Raw genomic sequence first — 15309 nt, 5'->3', positions numbered from 1 at the left:
GTCACTCCGCCTGCCAGCGCGGTTTGCGCTTCTCCAGGAATGCTGCCATGCCCTCGCGGGCATCCTCGCCCTGGAACAGCCGCGCCGAAAACGCCGCTGCCCAGTCCAGCGCCTCCTCGAACGTCATCGCCGGGACCGTGCGGATGAGCTCCTTGCACGCGGCAAGCGCGGCCGGGCTCGCAAGCCGGAGCGCCCCAACACACTCCTCCACTGCGCCGTCGAGCTCCTCGGCCGGCACCGCCCGGGCGATCAGTCCGATCGACGCCGCCGTCGTCCCGTCGAACTGGCGTCCCGTGAGAAACAGGTCGCTCGCCGCCGTCCGTCCCACCCGCTCCATGATCGGCACCGCGATGATCGCCGGCACCACCCCGATGCGAACCTCGCTGAACGCGAAGGTCGCCGTCTCGGGCGCGATTGCGATGTCCGCCGCCGCGATCAGCCCGATGCCCCCGGCCCGCGCGTGCCCGTTCACCCGCGCCACCACCGGCTTCGGCCCGGAACGGATCATCCGGATAATCGCCGGCAGTCCCCCGCCCCCCGGGCCAGCCGCCTCGTTGGCGGCTAGCTGCTCCCGCAGGTCTGCGCCGCTGCAGAACACGCTCCCGCTCCCGGTCAGCACAATGGCCCGCACCGTCTCGACCGCAAACGCCCGTTCCAGTGCGACCGCCAGCTGGCCCACCAGGGCCGTCGAGAGGGCGTTCCGGTTTTCGGGCGAATCAAGCGTGACCGTCGCGATCCCCCGGTCTTCGGCATAGCGGACGAGGTCGGCCATTATCCCTCCTTCCGGAATTCGCCCGGCTGCCGTCCCGGCCCGGGCGGCCCGGCGAACGCCTGTGCAATCTCCATCCACTCCAGCGCCGCCGCGCCCGAAACCTCCAGGTTCGTATCCGCCAGGTGGCGGCGCTGCGTCACCACCCGGCAGAAGTCGGTGGCGCTCCCACGGATGACATCCGTTGCCTCCGCCGGGCCGAACGCCCAGCGGGCGCCGCCCGGGCTCACCAGCTCGACCCGGACCGGTGCCTCCGGCGGCGTTCGGCCGCGCACCGCATACGAGTACGCCCGGGTGCGCACACCCAGCTCGGCCACATGCCGGAGCCGTTCTGTGTCCGGCCGCTCGAACGGCACCACGTCCACGACGTCGAGCCCGTGCGACCACGTTTCCATCAGCCGGGCCGTGACGAACGAGGCGGCACCCATGCTCGGCCCGAACCACGGCAGCCGTTCGCTCCCGGTCAGCCGCGCGGCCGCCTCCGCCAATTTTCGGCTGCTCTCGCGCCACCACTGGTACAGTCCCGTTGGCGTCATGGCGCGTCCGCGGGCGAGGTACTCCTGTTCGAACGCCGGCCCGCGAGCGTTCGCTGCCTCCCGCACCGTCTCGAATGCGGCGGGGTCCTCGATCGCGAGCCGAGCCTGGTCATCGAAAAAGGCCAGGTGCGCTACCTGGTCGCGCACGGCCCACCCCGGCGCGTGCGTGGGTAGCTCCCAGTGCTCCGGCGCCAGCCGCGCCAGCACCTGGTCGAGGTCATCCTGCTCTGCCGCCAGGTCCGCGACCACCGCGCTGTAGTCGATGCTCACGCCGTCGCTCCTTCCTCGTCGATGACGGCAATCACGTCCCCGAGCGCGACCTGCGCGCCCGGCTCAACGCGGACCTCCCGGACGGTCCCGGCGGCCCCGGCGAACAGCCGATGCTCCATTTTCATCGCCTCCAGGATGGCCACAACGTCACCGGCCTCCACGTGCTGCCCCGGCTCCACGGTCACCGCGACGACCTTCCCCGGCATCGGCGCCGTCAGCCCGCCGGCGATGCTCTCCCGGCCGCCGCGTTCGGGCAGCCGCGGGCGCTCCGTCAGCTCGACCTGGTGCTCGCCGAGGTGCAGCCACCACGACATGCCCTCGTGGTGCCAGCGCGCCGTCACCCGGAGCCCATCCAGCTCCGCTGTGACCATGTCCCCGGCGACCTCAAATCCCCGTACCTCGCGGGGTACGCCCTGGCCGACGGCCACCCGCCACGACCCGTCACGCCGCGGTGCGTACCGCACCTCCAGGGGCCGTTCGCCCGCCGTGAAGTCGGTACGCTGGTCCTGCGATGGGTTGTTGCGCCAGCCCGGCGGGATGGTCGCCTGGACACGTGCTGCCCGCCGCCTCAACCACATGCCTGTCAGCGCCGCCAGGGCTGCGGCCTGCGCCAGCACCTCGTCCGGCGGTCCGCCCGGCGCGATGGCGTGCGTTTCGAGGAACCGCGTCGTCGTTTCGCCCTCGAGGAACTTCGGGTGGCGCAGCACCGCGCGCAGGAAGTCCCTGTTCGTCGGCGGGCCGAACACCGTCAGCCGGTCGAGCGCTGCCGCCAGCCGGGCTGCCGCCTCGTCCCGGGTCTGGCCGTGCGCGACCACCTTCGCAACCATCGGGTCGAAGTACGGCGAGATTTCGCTCCCCGATGCAATCCCGGCATCCACCCGCAGCCACGGCGCTTCCGGCGCCGAGAACAGGCGCACCCGCCCGGCCTGCGGCAAAAACCCCGCCGCCGGGTCCTCCGCGTACAGCCGCACTTCGATCGCATGCCCGCTCATCCGCAGCTCCTCCTGCCGTATTGAGAGCGGGAGCCCCTGCGCGATCCGGAGCTGCTCCCGGACGAGGTCGACACCCGTGATCAGCTCCGTGACCGGGTGCTCCACCTGCAGGCGCGTATTCATCTCCATGAACGAAAAGCGCCCGTCGCCCCGCCACAGGAACTCGATGGTGCCGGCGTTGCGATAGCCGATAGCCCGCGCGGCAACAATAGCCGCCGCGATCAGCCGCTCCCGGGCCTCGGCGCTGACCGCCGGTGACGGCGCCTCCTCGACAATCTTCTGGTGCCGCCGCTGAATGGAGCACTCCCGCTCGAACAGCACCGCCACATTGCCGTGGTTGTCGGCCAGCACCTGCACCTCGATGTGCCGCGCGTCGATCACGTACGGCTCGGCAAACAGGCGCCCATCCCCAAAGGCTCCGATCGCCTCGCGGCGTGCGGCGGCGACCGCTGCCTCCAGCTCGGCCGGGTCGGTGACGATGCGCATCCCGCGCCCGCCGCCGCCGGCGGCCGCCTTCACCATCAGCGGGAATCCCACCACCGCCGCCTGCGCGGCCAGCCCGCCTGCGTCCTCGCCATCCAGCAGCGTGCGGGGCAGCACCGGGACGCCCGCAGCCTCCATCGCTGCCAGCGCGGCGACCTTGTCGCCCATTTGCGCAATCACCCCCGGGGGCGGGCCGACCCAGGCCAGTCCGGCCTCCTCGACCTGTCGCGCGAACTCCGCGTTCTCCGAAAGGAACCCGTAGCCCGGGTGTACCGCATCGGCGCCCAGCCGCCGGGCAGCTTCGAGGATGCGCGCCCTGTCGAGGTAGGTCTCGCCCGGGGTCGTGCCCCGCAGTTCCACCGCCGCGTCGAGCTCCCGCACGTACGGGAGCCCGCGGTCCGGCTCCGCAAAGACGCCGACCGGCTCGATCCCCATCGCCCGGGCGGTTCGGGCGACCCGGCTGACAATCTCGCCACGGTTCGCAATCAGCAAACGACGGATTCGCCGTTCCATGGCTCACATCCTGAACACGCCGAACGAGTCCGTCCCGCGGACGACGTTCGAATGGATGGCCGACAGCGCAATGCCAAGGACGGTCCGGGTATCCCGTGGGTCGATGATCCCGTCGTCCCAGAGCTGCCCCGTGGCGAACAGCGCCGTCGACTCCCGTTCGATCTGCGCTTCGATGGCTGCCCGCATGGCTGCGTCCCGCTCTTCGTCAATCGGGATGCCGGCCGCCATCGCAGCCTGCCGCTGGACGATCGACATCACCCCGGCCAGCTGCTTCGGGCCCATCACGGCAATCCGGTGGTTCGGCCACGTGAAGACGAACCGCGGGTCGTAGGCCCGCCCGGCCATCCCGTAGTTCCCGGCACCGTACGATGCGCCCATCATCAGCGTGATGTGCGGCACCTTCGAATTCGTGACCGCGTTGATCATCTTCGCCCCGTCTTTGATGATCCCCCGCTGCTCATAGACCGTCCCGACCATGTAGCCCGTGACGTTCTGCATGAACAGCAGCGGGATATCCAGCTTGTTGCAGAGCTGGATAAACTGTGCGGCCTTCTCCGATTCCTCAGAGAAAAGGATGCCGTTGTTCGCGAGAATGCCGATCCGGTAGCCGTGCAGCGACGCCCACCCCGTGATGAGCTGCTCGCCGTACAGCGGCTTGAACTCGTGGAAGCGGGAGCCATCGACCACGCGTGCGATCACCTCCCGGGCATCGAACGGCACCCGCAGGTCCACCGAAGCTATCCCGAGCAGCTCCTCCGGGTCGTACACGGGGTCATCGGGCGGCTCCGTCGGCGCAGGTCCCAGCTTCCGCCAGCTCCAGCTCTCGACGAGGTCGCGCGTGATGCCGATCGCCTCGTACTCGTCCTCCGCGAGGAAATCGGCCAGGCCGGAGACCCGTGCATGCATCTCCCCGCCGCCCAGCGCCTCCTCCTCGGCATCCTCACCGGTGGCCATCTTCACCAGCGGCGGCCCCCCGAGGAACGCATGCGACTGCCCCCGGATGAACACCGTGTAGTCCGACATCCCCGGTACATAGGCGCCGCCTGCCGTGGCGTTCCCGAACACGATCGACACCGTCGGGATACGCTCGCCCGAAAGCCGGGTGATTTCGAAAAACGTCCGCCCGCCCGGTACGAAGATCTCTGCCTGCCGCGGCAGGTCGGCACCGCCTGATTCCGTCAGCTGAATGACCGGGAGCCGGTTCGCCCGCGCGATCTCGAAGGAGCGGAGCGTCTTCTTCACGGTGTACGGATTGGACGTCCCGCCGCGCACCGTCGGGTCGCTCGCCTGGATCAAGCACTCGACGCCCGAAATCACGCCGATCCCGGTGACGATGCTCCCGCCCACCGTGTACTCGCTGCCCCACCCTGCCAGCGGTGAAAGCTCGAGGAACGCCGAATCCTGGTCAATCAGCAGCTCAATCCGCTCCCGCGGCAGGAGCCGCCCCCGCGCCCGGTGCCGGGCGACGTATTTCTCGCCCCCGCCGGCCCGCGCAATCGCCAGCTGCTGCTCAATCTCCGCCAGCAGCCCGAGCATCTGCTCACGGTTCTGCTGGAATGCCGGTTGCCTGGTGTCGATGCGTGACCTGAGTACCTGCATGGTGCTGTCTCGCGGCAGTGTACCGTCTCCCGGGCCCGGCTGGCCGGCCGGATGGCCCACGCGGCGGCGTCCGGTCAGCCCTGGCCCGTCTCGCGATACTCGGCCGCCAGCGCCGGGTTCGAGACCTCCAGCTTGTCCAGCGTCACCCGTCGCAGATGGCTGAGCACGGCCAGCCGCCAGGGCCCCTCGTCGGCCTCGCCCTTCCGGATGCGTTCGCAGAGCACCTCGTTCCGCCGGACCAGCGCATCGCGAACGGCTGCCAGTTTCGGCGGCATCGGCTCGACACCGAGCAGGTGGTCCAGGCCGTCCCACTCCCGCGCCAGGTGCTCCTCCATCGTCGCCAGCTCCCGACGAAGCATCTCAATCACGTTCATCGAGACCCGCGCGTGGAAGCTCAGCCGGCCCTGCGTGTTCGGCATGACGTCGTCCCGGAGGTACCCCGCGACCGCCTCCAGCAGCTCGTCGATCGTCGGCCGGTCCTGCATCAGTCCCACCTTCCTTCCAGCAGCTCGAGCAGGACAATCTCCGTCTCAGCGGTCCGCCGCCCGATGGCCGCAAGTTCGACGCTCCGGTTTCGGCCCGTCAGGTAGGTGGCAGCCTGCGTCATCGTGATGACGCCCCACTTGAGGTTCCCGAACATCTCATACCAAAGGAAGTGCTGCCGGTTCACCTTCCGGCCGCCGGCTGCCTCGTACGCCTCGATGAACGCCTCCCGCGTGCCGACCCCGGCCATCGGCAGCCTGCCGCCGAACCGCCACGACTTCACTGCCAGCCACCCGAGGTCCTCCATCGGGTCGCCCCAGTGCGCCAGCTCCCAGTCGAGGATCCCCTTCACCCCGGTCTCGTCGAAGATGAAGTTCCCCAGCCGAAAGTCGCCGTGGACCAGCACCAGCTCCGACGGCGGCGGCAGGTGCTGCCGCAGCCAGCGGATGGCCAGCTCGAACACCGGGTGCGGGTCGAGTTCAGCCGTCCGGTAGCTCGTCTCGTAGTAGTCGAGCTGCGCCTCCGCCGACGTTTTGCCCGCCGGGGGCCGTTCGAGCCCGGCCAGCTCCGGGTGGTCGGCTTCGCGGATCGCGTGGATCCGCGCGAGGTCCCGCGCCAGCTGGTATGGCACAACCTCCCGCGCCTTCGCGTACTGCTCGCCCCGGATGAGCCGCGCACCCAGCGTCTCCCCGGGCACCCGTCGCATCACGAAGAACTTCACCGGGAACGTGTCATCCCCGTCCCAGAGCGGCTCGGGCACCGTGACCCCGGCATCCCATGCGGCCTTAATGAGGTGGTACTCCAGCTCCCTGCCGGGGATGGTCGGCGCGCCCGGCACCGGGTCTGCCCGGAGGATGCCCTCGATACGCCCCTGCGGCGTGTCCGCATCGAACGACCACGTCTCCCGGGAGGCGCCGCCCGAAAGGCGCGCCAGGTTCGACACCGTCACCGAGCCGCCCGTGCGCGCGGCAATGAACCGCTCCAGCCCCTGCTGGACCTCCTCCTTCTGCACGGCCCTATTCGACCTGGTCGAGGTACTCGCTCAGGCCGTAGCCCTTGCGCTCGCCGTCGAGGAGGTACTCCGTCATCCCCTCGCCGATGTGGGTGAACTTCCCGGCCCGGCGGTTCCGCAGGGGAATAAACCCGCGGACGGTGCCCTCCACCCGGTGGGTTTCGCCGTTCGCCAGCGTTACCGTCGCCCGCAGCGCCTTGTGGTAGTTCGTGTTCTCCTCGTACTCCGTCTCGAGGTCGATCTGCTTCACCGGGATGATGGTGTCCGGGCCCTTATGAAACACCCCGCCGACCCGGTCGCCGACGATCGAGAGGACCATGCCGAGGTCATCGCCGAAGTTCCCCGTAATCCACCGGTAGCTCGGCGTCGATTGCCAGTACCGCGGCCCCCACGAATGGTCCCGCAGCCCGTGCCCGGTAATCTGGAGCACCGGTCCGTCCTCGACCTGCAGCGTCCCGGTAACCCGCATGTGCTGCTCATAGTGCGCCCGCGCGAACTCGTTCTGTGCGCCGGCGCCCCCCGGCTCGGCCACGTGCCCGTAGATCGGCCCAACGCCCTCGTGCACCAGGTCCAGCCGGATGCGCTTGTGCGGGTTCTCCTTGAACGCCACGCTCGGCTCCCGCATCTCCCGCGGGTCCTTCAGGTAGACCACCGAACCCTCGTAGGTCGTCCGCAGCCGCTCGCCCGGCACCAGCACCTCCACCTTCAGCCCGCCGGCGTTCCACTCGTCGTTACTCGAAATCTGGGGCCGCTTGTAGTTGAACAGCGCCGAACCGTCGGGCTGGTACACGATGACGGTGACCTCGGCGTAGCCCTCGTTGGCGCGATTGCCGATGCGCAGGAACCCGCCCATCTGCTGCCGGCGGTCGAAAAAGTTGAAGTAAACCGACTCGTTGAAGTTCTCCTCGGGGCCGAGGGGATGGGTGTAGTCGTCTTCTGGCTTGACGTTGCCGACGATGGTGACCATGCGATTCCTCCAGCCGGTGCTGTCTCCCGGCAACGGCGGATCATACCGGAGCGCCGGCCGGCTCGCCCGCTACTCGGTCACCGGCGCCAGCGTCCGCAGGTAGTTCACGAGGTGCCAAATCTCCTCGTCGGTCAGCCCCTGCTCCTGCCATGCCGGCATCGCCGTACCGGGAATGCCGTCCGCGATGAACCGGTAGAGCTGTCCGTCCGGGTGCTGGGGCACGTGCACCGTCAGGTCGAGCGGGTACGGGTTCAGGTCGAGCCCCGGGGGCGGGACCCCTGTCCGTCCGTGGCAGGCGATGCAGTTCGCCTCGTACAGCGCTCGTCCCTTCGCAATCGAGTCGGCATCGGGAAAGATCGGATTCGTCGGCAGGCCGGCCTGCGGCTCGTGGGCATGCACGCCGAACAGCAGCAGCACCCCCAGCCCGAAGCCGGCCAGCGTGCCCGTGCTGGCCGCCCGGCCGGCAATCCGGTGCAGCCGGCGCGCCTCGCCCCGGGCCAGCGCGGCCCCCAGCCCCGCCAGCAGCAGCACGAGCCCGCCGAACTGGTTCCAGCTCAGCCCCGCCGTCGGCAGCGCCCACCGGCCGCCCGTCTGGGCGCTGCCGACGGCAAACGCCCCGGCCGGCCGGACGTCGAAGAACGTCCGAGCATCGTCCGCATTCGCCCGCCGTACCTCGACCTCCACCCGCCACCGGCCCTCAAGCGGGAGGTACGGCCCCTGGCCTATGAACTCGCCGGTACCCGTTGGCGCCAGCACCAGCGTCGACGGGCCGAGTGACTGGTCCTCCTGGTACCGGAACGTCAGCCGCACGAACTGCGCCGCTGCGGGTGCTCCGGCGGCGTCCGCGAGCCGCACGCGGAACGTGTTCAGCCCGGTCTGGTTCGGGTCGACCGAGAGGGTAACCCGGAGGTCGTTCGCCGGCGCGGTCATCTCGAACGGCCGGCGCTCGGGCTCGATGACAATCGAGCGGCTGGTCGTGGTCTGGCTCATTAGAGCAGCGGCCGCCACCACCGCCAGCCCGACGGCGAGCTCCGCCGCCGCAGTCAGCATGAACCGCCGCGGCTCACCCCGCCGCTCCTCCATCAGCCGCATGCGTCCACGCCGCGCGTTGTACAGCGCGACCCCGAGAAGTGGGATGACCAACGCCAGTTTCGCCAGCAGCACGAGCCCGTAGCGCGTCTCCGTAAGCTTCGAAACGCTATCGATGTGGACCAGCGCCCCGAGGAGGCCGGTCGCCAGCAGCAGGAACACCATCACCGAGGCCAGCCGGGTAAACCGCCGCATCAGCGGCCGCCACGGGGCATGCCGCCGCCCGAAGCGCGCGGCCACCACCGCCCCGCAGACCGCTCCCAGCCACGCAATGGCCGCACCGGCGTGCGCTACGTCGATCGCCATCGCCCAGGCGCTGCCCGGGACCGCGGCCGCATGGCTCGTCGCTGTGAACGTCCAGAGCGACCCGCCGACGGCGCCCAGCACCGCCCACGAGGCTGCCCGCGGAGCCCGGGAATACAGCGCCGCAGCTGCCCCCGCGGCTGCCGCCAGCGCGGCCCGTGCAAGCCAGTACCGCCCGAAGCGGGTGTCGAAGATCGCCTCGGTCGCCGGCAGGCTGCTGTACGTGTCCCGCAGAAGGGCCAGGCCGAGGCCAGCCGCGCCGATGGCCGCTCCCGCCCCGAGCAGGGCCGCAGCGCGGAGCCCCCGCCGGGCGCCGGCCGGCGCTTCGGGCCAGAGCAGCGTCACCGTCGCCGCCCCGGCCAGGAGAATCAGTCCGAGCAGCGCCAGGGACCGCACCGCCGTTCCGTCGGCCCGGCCCAGCCGGTCGGCGCTCGAACTCCCGCCGCCGACCAGGTTCGCGCCCGCCGGCACCGAGCCGTCCGGGTTGAGCACGGTGAACGGGTACGACCCGGAAAGCGCGTGCCCGTCAACCAGTGACACGTTGTTCCAGACGACGTTATAGATGCCCGGCTCGAGCGTTGGCAGCGCCGCCCGCATCCGATTCCCGGTCACGATTGCCTGCGCGATGGGGAGCGACTGGCCCGTGGCGTCGAGGAGCCGGATGCCGCTCGCCCGCCCGTCGACTGGCTCCGTGAAGTTCAGGATGATTTCCTTCGGGGGCTGCCGGAGAAAGGCGTTCGCGGCCGGCTCGGAGGAGCGCAGCGCCGCATGGGCTGCAGCCGGCTGCCCGCCCGGCGGCCAGGGCACGCCGGCCGCCAGCATCACCAGGAGCAAGGCCAGCGCTCTCCGCCTCATGTATCCCGCCTGCTGAACACGACCCCCGCCCCGAGGCCAAACACAAACAGCACCGCCCCGACTGCTGCCACCAGCACCCAGCCTACCTCGCCGGCCCCTCCGGTTACCGCGGGTGGGGGCACCGCCGCTGGCGTCGGCCCGCCCCCCAGCATGCTCTCCTTCAGCAGTTCTCTCCCTCGCTCTGGCGCCGCGGACGGGTCAACCCGGAAGCGGAGTTCGCCGGTCGCCGTGTCCCCGTCCTCTGCGCTCAGCGTCTTCCACCGTACGACGTACTCGCCCGGGGGCAGGTCCGCAGGCAGCCGCACGCTGAGCCGGCGCCGGTCCGCCGGGTCGATGACCGCCGGCTCACGTGTCACCTCGTTCCCCTGGGCATCGAGCACATCGATGTCGTTTGCCCCGGCCTGGCGGGCCATCTCCTGCGTCATGACCAGCACAATTTCACCCGGCGGCGTGTTCAGTACCGCCCCATCGCCCGGCGTCGCCCGCTCCGGCTCCGCGTGCGCGAATGCCGCGGCGAACCACCCCAGGGCGGCCAGCCCGCCAGCCGCGGCCGCAAGCCATCGCATAGCCACCAGTCTAGGCAGGCGGCACCGCTGCACAAGCGAACCGGCCGACACCCGCGCCGGTCTTCACCCGCCCCGAACGAACCAGCCCGGCGTGGTCGCCGGGCTGGTAGAAGGCGAAGCGCGTGATGCGCCGGTCAGCCGCGCGGCAGGCCCAGCCCGCGGGTCGCGATGATGTTCCGCTGGATTTCGCTCGTCCCGCCCGCGATGGTCGACGACACCGTTTGCAGGTAGCTCCCCGGGGCCCGGCCCTTCATCGGCGCCTCCCGACCGGTCAGCAGTGCCGAGGTCCCGAGCAGTTTCATCGCGGTCCGCGCAATCCGCTGGCTCAGCTCGGTGTTGAACAGCTTTGCGATTGAGGCCTCGTGGTTCGGCACCCGGCCCGCCGCCTGGATACTGATCACCCGGTAGCTCAGCATCTTCGCCGTCGCGGCTTCAATCCAGCGGTCCGCGAACTCGGATGCGAAAGCAGCGCTCGCGCTCGCCGTCACCGGCTGACCGCGGTGTTCTTTCCAGAATCGCAGGTAGTACTCCAGCGTCTGGCGCTGGCCCACCGCGTTCCCGATCGACGAACGCTCGAAGTCGAGCGTCGTTGTCCCGATGTACCACCCGCGGTTGACTTCCCCCACCACGTTGCGGGCGGGCACCCGCACGTCCTCGAAGAACACCTCGTTGAACTGGTGTCCGCCCGCCATGTTGATCAGCGGCCGCACGGTGATCCCCGGGCTCTTCATATCAACGAGGAAATAGGTAATCCCGCGGTGCTTCGGGGCGTCCGGGTCCGTCCGGGCGAGCATGAACATCCAGTCCGCGTTATGCGCCCCGGAGGTCCAGATCTTCTGCCCGTTGATGATGAAGTCATCCCCGTCGCGGACCGCGCGGGTCTGCAGGCTGGCAAGGTCGGAGCCTGCGCCGGGTTCGCTGTAACCCTGGCACCACTGCACTTCGCCGCGCAGGATAGCCCCGAGGTGCTCCCGTTTCTGCTCTTCGTTGCCGTGGATGATGAGCGTCGGGCCGATCATCGAAACGCCCATGCCCCCGACCTGCGGGGCCCGCGCCTCGGCGAACTCCTCGTTCATAATGAACTGCTCCATCACGCCGAGCCCGGCGCCGCCGTACTCCTTCGGCCAGGCAGGTGCAATCCACCCCTTCTTCGCGAGCTTATCGCGCCACTCCTTCAGCACGCCGCCCCGCTCGCGTGCCAGTTCCATCGGGTTCGCATCCGGGTCGACCTTCGGCCGCTCCTTCTCAAGGAACTCGCGCACTTCGGCGCGCCATGCCGCCTGCTCGGGGGTGTCTCGGAAGTCCATCGCCTTCTCCTGCCGTGTCGTTAGGGGCTTCGCGAACACTAGCAAACGGCAACCCTGACGTAAAGGGAAAGGTCACCGGCGGCACGCAACCGCCGTGCAGCCCCGTTCCCCGGCGCGTAGACTGCGCACGCAGTCGCATTCCCAACGAAAGGACGCCCGCCATGAAAGTTGGTTCAGGTTTTGGCGGCACCTGGCTCACCGCCGTCCCCGACCAGGCCCGCCACGCCGAAGAGCTCGGCTACGACTTCGCCAGCACGCCCGAAACCCAGCACGACTCCATCCTCGCTGCCACCCTAGCGGCCTACTCCACCGAAAAGCTGGAAATTCAGACGAGCGTCACCATCGCCTTCCCCCGCAGCCCCACGGTCCTTGCCATGGAGGCCTGGGATATCCAGCACCTCAGCAAGGGCCGCTTCGTCCTCGGCCTCGGCTCGCAGGTGAAAGGGCATAACCAGCACCGCTTCAGCGTCGACTGGCCCGGCGCTCCGGCCACCCGCATGAAGGAGTACATCAAGATGCTCCATGCGGTCTGGGACTCCTTCCAGGACGGCAAGAAGCCGGAGTTCATCGGCAAGTACTACCACTTCACCCTCATGACCCCGAACTTTAATCCGGGGCCCATCCCCTACCCCCGCCCCAAGGTCGGCCTCGCCTGTGTCGGCGACGCAATGGCCCGCGTGGCCGGCGAAGTTGCCGACGTCGTCATGCCCCACGGCTTCATGACCGACAAGTACATGCGCGAGGTGGTCCTTCCGAACGTCGCCATCGGCCTGAAGCGCTCCGGGCGGACCTGGCAGGATATCGAAATCGCCGGAGGCGGCTTCACGGTCTTCGGCGAAACCGAGTCGGAGATCGAGCAGGGCCTCGAACGCCTCCGCCAGCCGATTTCGTTCTACGGTTCAACCCGCTCCTACCACGAAGTCTTCGAAGTCCATGGCCTGAAGAGCCTTGGCATGCAGCTGCACGAGCTCTCCCTGCAGGGCAAGTGGGATGAGATGCAGCGCGTCATCCCCGAGGAAGTTCTCCGCGTCTTCGCCCAAACCTCCACCTACGACAAACTGCCCGAGTTCGTGGCCAACCACCGCGAATACGCCTCGCGCATCACGCTGCCCCTCCCGGCCTCGACCCCCGAGCAGCGCGAGCGCGCGAAGTACATCATCGAGCAGGTCCGGAAGGTGCAGGTGCCCCGGGTCCCGCGCGGCCTCGAAGATCTCTCCGCCATCCCCGACCGGCCGAAAGCGACCGCCTGACGGCCCATCCCCGCCCGGCGCCTGCCGCGTAGGATCGGTCCATGCCCACGCGACCCTGGCGCCGGACTGCTCCGGCATTCCTTGCCCTGGTCGGAACTGGAGCCTTGGCTGCTGTCGCTGTCGACCTCGCCGGCGGCTTTGCGCTCGCCGCACGACCATGGGAGGGCTCGGCACTCGCCTGGGCGGTGCTGGCCGCCCTTTCCGGGACGCTCCTGTCGCTGCGCTCGCAGGTGGCGGCCTCCGTGCTCTGGCTCGCCGCAGCCTGGGCAGCGCTCGTCATCGTTCGCCTCGGCGAGGCCCCGGCCATTGCGATGCTCGGGAGCGGCCTCATGGGGCTTGCCGGCCTTTTGGCGCTCGCCGGGCCGCTCCGCCGCCAATCCCGCCGCACGGCTGGCACGCTTGCGGGCGCCGCAGTCCTGTTCGCCATCCTGACCGTCGTCGGCGTTCGGGTCCACGATGCGTACCTCGGCCCAACCCACCCCGCCTCGGCGCTCGAGCCGCAGCCCGTCGACCTTGTCGAATGGGCGTGGGCGGGCGCCGTCACCCCTACGTCCTTCGCCGTGACCGCCCAGCTTGCCGAGCCCGTCCGCAATGCCGGGCCTCCCGAACCCGCCTTGGTCGTCCGGGCTGCGGATGAAGGAACGGTCGTGGGCCGATTCGCGCCGGTTACCGTGAGCCCCGCGGGCGTCGCCCGCTTCGAAGCCGCTGGGCTCGAGCCCGGCGCCCGGTACCGCTGGTCCATCGCCCTCGGCGACCGCGAGGAGCGCTACCGCACCGGTAAGCTCCAAACGTTCCCCGTCGGCCAGTCGAGCTTCACGCTCGCGTTCGGTGCCTGCGCCTCGACCGGGTCGAACGGCCAGGTCTTCGACCGCATCCGCGACGCGGAGCCCCTCCTCTTCATCCACACCGGCGACTTCCACTACGCCGACATCGACGAAAACGACCCCGCGGCAATCCGTCGCGCCTACGCACGCTCGCTCAGGAGCCCCGCGCAGCAGGCTCTCTGGCTGGCCGCGCCCGTCGCCTATACGTGGGACGACCACGATTACGGGGGCAACGACGCCGACCGGACCACCGCCTCGCGCGACGCTGCCCGGTCCGTCTACCGCGAGATCGTGCCCCACTACCCCCTGCCGCTCGATGGCCCAATCGCCCAGGCGTTTACCGTCGGGCGTGTGCGCGTCATCCTCACGGACAGCCGCTCCGAACGCGCACCCTCCAGCGTCCCCGACGGCCCGGACAAGAGCATGCTCGGCGACGTTCAGCTCGCGTGGTTGTTCGACGAACTCCTTCGCGCCCGCGACACCGCCGCCCTGGTCATCTGGGTCAGCAGCGTCCCGTGGATCTCGTCGTCGGCCGGCGGCGATGACTGGGGCGCATACGCCGCCGAACGCCGCCAAATCGCCGACTTCGTCCTCGAGCACGGGATCCGCAACCTTGTGATGCTCAGCGGTGATGCCCACATGCTCGCTGCGGACAGCGGCGCGAACAACCGCTTCGCTGCCGGCGGCGCCGGTCCGGGCTTTCCCGTCTATCACGCCGGGGCCCTCGACCGGCGCGGCTCGGTCAAGGGCGGCCCCTACAGCGAGGGTGCCCGCCCCGGCGGCGGCCAGTTCGGCCTCCTGGCCATTGACGACCGCGGCGATGCCATCGAGGTCACGTTCAGCGGCCGCAACTGGCGCGGCGAAGAACTCATCCGCCACGCCGTCACGTTCGCAGTCCAGCGGTAGCCGGCGCCCGGTGCCCGGTGTACCCTCCGGCCGTGCCGCCCACCGTCCGTCTTGTGAACCAGCGCACCGGCGAAACGGTCGCAGCGCGCGTCAGCGTCGCCGATTCCTTCTGGAGCCGCTTTCGCGGGCTCATGTTCCGTCGGCCGCTCGAGCCCGGCGAGGGCCTATGGATTCAGCCCTGCTCCTCCATCCACATGCTCGGCATGAGGTTTGCGATCGACGCAATCTTTCTGGACCACGACGGCCGGGTCCTGAAGGTTGCCCGCGGCGTCCGCCCATGGCTCGGGCTGGCAGCTGCGCGCGGAGCCCGGTCTGTGGTCGAGCTCCCCGCCGGCTCCGCCGCCGCCATCCAACCGGGCAACCGTCTCGAGGCGGTCCCAGTTCCCTAGCCGCTCTCGCAGCCGATGCCGTCGCCGTCGCTGTCGAAGCCGTGCGGGTCAGGTGGAAGCACGACAAACCTGCGGTGCGGAATGCTCTTGCAGTCGAGGTCGGGTGGTGGCGGAGGAATGCAGACAGTCGGGTATGACGGGTCACACCGTCCTGATCCGCCCGGCGGGGATGTCGGCGTGAGTCCGGGCGGCCTGC

General features: G+C 69.8%; 13 protein-coding genes and 1 pseudogene. 3 read left to right on the top strand and 11 right to left on the bottom strand.

Features of this window, described 5'->3' with window-relative positions:
- Position 1 precedes the first annotated feature (1 nt).
- The 10 genes from A9A59_RS10685 to A9A59_RS10640 form a co-directional block, all read right to left on the bottom strand.
- On the bottom strand, positions 2–772 hold the full coding sequence (locus A9A59_RS10685) for an enoyl-CoA hydratase-related protein (RefSeq protein WP_098504254.1): 771 nt from the start codon (positions 770–772) through the stop codon (positions 2–4).
- Positions 772–1575 carry a TIGR03084 family metal-binding protein gene (locus tag A9A59_RS10680; RefSeq protein ID WP_278286885.1) on the bottom strand — a complete coding sequence of 268 codons (804 nt, stop codon included), beginning with the start codon at positions 1573–1575 and terminating at the stop codon, positions 772–774. The genes A9A59_RS10685 and A9A59_RS10680 overlap by 1 nt, the downstream gene beginning before the upstream one ends.
- Positions 1572–3563, bottom strand: coding sequence for an ATP-binding protein (locus A9A59_RS10675; protein WP_098504253.1), 1992 nt, complete (start codon positions 3561–3563; stop codon positions 1572–1574). The genes A9A59_RS10680 and A9A59_RS10675 overlap by 4 nt, the downstream gene beginning before the upstream one ends.
- A gap of 3 nt (positions 3564–3566) precedes the next feature.
- A complete protein-coding gene (locus A9A59_RS10670) occupies positions 3567–5162 on the bottom strand; it encodes an acyl-CoA carboxylase subunit beta (protein ID WP_098504252.1) in 1596 nt (531 codons plus the stop codon).
- A 74-nt stretch (positions 5163–5236) separates the two neighbouring features.
- Positions 5237–5647 carry a DUF6285 domain-containing protein gene (locus A9A59_RS10665; protein WP_098504251.1) on the bottom strand — a complete coding sequence of 137 codons (411 nt, stop codon included), beginning with the start codon at positions 5645–5647 and terminating at the stop codon, positions 5237–5239.
- On the bottom strand, positions 5647–6657 hold the full coding sequence (locus A9A59_RS10660) for a phosphotransferase family protein (protein WP_098504250.1): 1011 nt from the start codon (positions 6655–6657) through the stop codon (positions 5647–5649). The genes A9A59_RS10665 and A9A59_RS10660 overlap by 1 nt, the downstream gene beginning before the upstream one ends.
- Positions 6658–6661: 4 nt before the next feature.
- Positions 6662–7624, bottom strand: coding sequence for a DUF7064 domain-containing protein (locus A9A59_RS10655; RefSeq protein WP_098504249.1), 963 nt, complete (start codon positions 7622–7624; stop codon positions 6662–6664).
- Positions 7625–7693: 69 nt separating this feature from the next.
- Positions 7694–9871: a copper resistance protein CopC gene (locus A9A59_RS10650; protein WP_098504248.1), complete on the bottom strand. Its 2178-nt coding sequence runs from the start codon at positions 9869–9871 to the stop codon at positions 7694–7696.
- A complete protein-coding gene (locus A9A59_RS10645; RefSeq protein WP_098504247.1) occupies positions 9868–10437 on the bottom strand; it encodes a copper resistance CopC family protein in 570 nt (189 codons plus the stop codon). Before A9A59_RS10645 ends, A9A59_RS10650 begins: the two co-directional genes overlap by 4 nt.
- A gap of 134 nt (positions 10438–10571) precedes the next feature.
- On the bottom strand, positions 10572–11744 hold the full coding sequence (locus tag A9A59_RS10640; RefSeq protein WP_098504246.1) for an acyl-CoA dehydrogenase family protein: 1173 nt from the start codon (positions 11742–11744) through the stop codon (positions 10572–10574).
- Between the two features lie 161 nt (positions 11745–11905).
- Between A9A59_RS10640 and A9A59_RS10635 the strand changes: the two genes are divergently transcribed.
- The 3 genes from A9A59_RS10635 to A9A59_RS10625 are packed head-to-tail and all read left to right on the top strand — an operon-like array spanning position 11906 to position 15113.
- Complete coding sequence (locus A9A59_RS10635) at positions 11906–12994, top strand: TIGR03617 family F420-dependent LLM class oxidoreductase (RefSeq protein ID WP_165772666.1); 1089 nt, start codon at positions 11906–11908, stop codon at positions 12992–12994.
- Positions 12995–13035: 41 nt separating this feature from the next.
- The gene (locus A9A59_RS10630; protein WP_098504244.1) at positions 13036–14724 is read left to right on the top strand and encodes an alkaline phosphatase D family protein; all 1689 of its coding nucleotides are present in this window, start codon (positions 13036–13038) and stop codon (positions 14722–14724) included.
- A gap of 32 nt (positions 14725–14756) precedes the next feature.
- Positions 14757–15113, top strand: coding sequence for a DUF192 domain-containing protein (locus A9A59_RS10625; protein ID WP_278286883.1), 357 nt, complete (start codon positions 14757–14759; stop codon positions 15111–15113).
- On the opposite strand, the pseudogene A9A59_RS14470 reads toward A9A59_RS10625, so the two are convergent.
- A pseudogene (locus A9A59_RS14470) lies at positions 15110–15268 on the bottom strand (nuclease); the annotation flags it as partial. The gene A9A59_RS10625 and the pseudogene A9A59_RS14470 sit on opposite strands and share 4 nt — an antisense overlap.
- Positions 15269–15309 lie beyond the last annotated feature (41 nt).

The organism is Tepidiforma thermophila, from assembly GCF_002563855.1.
Lineage (GTDB): Bacteria > Chloroflexota > Dehalococcoidia > Tepidiformales > Tepidiformaceae > Tepidiforma > Tepidiforma thermophila.
The sequence above is the reverse complement of the archived record's forward strand: the minus strand, read 5'-3'. Positions and strand labels throughout refer to the sequence as shown.